This window comes from Klebsiella sp. 141240 (assembly GCF_050600805.1).
In the GTDB taxonomy this organism is placed as follows: Bacteria; Pseudomonadota; Gammaproteobacteria; order Enterobacterales; family Enterobacteriaceae; genus Klebsiella; species Klebsiella aerogenes.
Window position 1 is genome coordinate 1 of sequence record NZ_JAQIRK010000043.1, and the last position, 2,335, is coordinate 2,335.

The following is a 2,335-nucleotide window of genomic DNA, read 5'->3' on the forward strand; positions in this document are numbered from 1 at the left end:
TGGGCGAAATGCGCCTGGTAAGCAGAGTTTTTGAAATGTAAGGCCTTTGAATAAGACAAAAGGCTGCCTCATCGCTAACTTTGCAACAGTGCCGATTGGATTGCTTTTAGTCAGCCTCTTATAGCCTAAAGTCTTTGAGTGACTAGATGACATATCATGTAAGTTGCTGATAGGTTTCCAGTTTTCCGCTCCTAGGTCTGCATATTGTACTTTTCCTCTTACTCGACTTAACCAGTACCAACCCAGCTTCTCAACGGATTTATACCATGGCACTTTAAAGCCAGCATCACTGACAATGAGCGGTGTGGTGTTACTCGGTAGAATGCTCGCAAGGTCGGCTAGAAATTGGTCATGAGCTTTCTTTGAACATTGCTCTGAAAGCGGGAACGCTTTCTCATAAAGAGTAACAGAACGACCGTGTAGTGCGACTGAAGCTCGCAATACCATAAGCCGTTTTTGCTCACGGATATCAGACCAGTCAACAAGTACAATGGGCATCGTATTGCCCGAACAGATAAAGCTAGCATGCCAACGGTATACAGCGAGTCGCTCTTTGTGGAGGTGACGATTACCTAACAATCGGTCGATTCGTTTGATGTTATGTTTTGTTCTCGCTTTGGTTGGCAGGTTACGGCCAAGTTCGGTAAGAGTGAGAGTTTTACAGTCAAGTAATGCGTGGCAAGCCAACGTTAAGCTGTTGAGTCGTTTTAAGTGTAATTCGGGGCAGAATTGGTAAAGAGAGTCGTGTAAAATATCGAGTTCGCACATCTTGTTGTCTGATTATTGATTTTTCGCGAAACCATTTGATCATATGACAAGATGTGTATCCACCTTAACTTAATGATTTTTACCAAAATCATTAGGGGATTCATCAGCGTATAGTGTTTTGCAGTTTAGAGGAGATATCGCGATGCATACGCGGAAGGCAATAACGGAGGCGCTTCAAAAACTCGGAGTCCAAACCGGTGACCTCTTGATGGTGCATGCCTCACTTAAAGCGATTGGTCCGGTCGAAGGAGGAGCGGAGACGGTCGTTGCCGCGTTACGCTCCGCGGTTGGGCCGACTGGCACTGTGATGGGATACGCGTCGTGGGACCGATCACCCTACGAGGAGACTCTGAATGGCGCTCGGCTGGATGACGAAGCCCGCCGTACCTGGCTGCCGTTCGATCCCGCAACAGCCGGGACTTACCGTGGGTTCGGCCTGCTGAATCAATTTCTGGTTCAAGCCCCCGGCGCGCGGCGCAGCGCGCACCCCGATGCATCGATGGTCGCGGTTGGTCCGCTGGCTGAAACGCTGACGGAGCCTCACGAACTCGGTCACGCCTTGGGGGAAGGATCGCCCGTCGAGCGGTTCGTTCGCCTTGGCGGGAAGGCCCTGCTGTTGGGTGCGCCGCTAAACTCCGTTACCGCATTGCACTACGCCGAGGCGGTTGCCGATATCCCCAACAAACGGTGGGTGACGTATGAGATGCCGATGCTTGGAAGAGACGGTGAAGTCGCCTGGAAAACGGCATCGGATTACGATTCAAACGGCATTCTCGATTGCTTTGCTATCGAAGGAAAGCCGGATGCGGTTGAAACTATAGCAAATGCTTACGTGAAGCTCGGTCGCCATCGAGAAGGTGTCGTGGGCTTTGCTCAGTGCTACCTGTTCGACGCGCAGGACATCGTGACGTTCGGCGTCACCTATCTTGAGAAGCATTTCGGAACCACTCCGATCGTGCCTCCGCACGAGGCCGTCGAGCGCTCTTGCGAGCCTTCAGGTTAGAGGCCGTCGACAATGATAATCTGGATCAACGGACCTTTCGGCGCCGGAAAGACGACGCTCGCTAAGCGGCTGCGCGATCGGCGTTCCAAATCGCTGATCTTTGACCCCGAGGAAATCGGGTTCGTGGTGAAAGAAACGGTCCCCATGCCAGCGAGCGGAGACTATCAGGATCTCCCCTTGTGGAGGGGACTTACGATCGCGGCGGTCAGGGAGATTCGAAGGAATTACTCGCAGGACATCATCATCCCAATGACGCTCGTGCACCCGGACTATCTGACTGAGATACTCGACGGGGTAAGGCGGATCGACGATCAGCTGCTGCACATCTTTCTGACGCTCAACGAGGACCTATTGCGTCACCGGATCGCGAACCAGACCATGCATCCTGACCCGAATCGAAATGCGGAGATTCGAGAGTGGCGATTAGCGAATGTCGCCCGATGCTTGGCCGCAAGGGAACGGCTTCCATGGGCACTGTTGCAAATAGTCGGTGGTGATAAACTTATCATCCCCTTTTGCTGATGGAGCTGCACATGAACCCATTCAAAGGCCGGCATTTTCAGC

2 protein-coding genes and 1 pseudogene are annotated in these 2,335 nt (G+C 52.3%); 2 read left to right on the top strand and 1 reads right to left on the bottom strand.

What is annotated here, in order from left to right; translation table 11 throughout:
- Positions 1 to 768 (bottom strand): IS4 family transposase (locus PGQ95_RS26165; RefSeq protein WP_430919866.1); only part of this gene is annotated, 768 nt, incomplete at its 3' end.
- Positions 769 to 910: 142 nt separating this feature from the next.
- Between PGQ95_RS26165 and aac(3)-IId the strand changes: the two genes are divergently transcribed.
- Positions 911 to 1,771 carry an aminoglycoside N-acetyltransferase AAC(3)-IId gene (gene aac(3)-IId, locus PGQ95_RS26170; protein WP_000557454.1) on the top strand — a complete coding sequence of 287 codons (861 nt, stop codon included), beginning with the start codon at positions 911 to 913 and terminating at the stop codon, positions 1,769 to 1,771.
- Positions 1,772 to 1,783: 12 nt separating this feature from the next.
- Positions 1,784 to 2,239, top strand: a pseudogene (locus tag PGQ95_RS26175) (AAA family ATPase); the annotation flags it as partial.
- Positions 2,240 to 2,335: the final 96 nt, after the last annotated feature.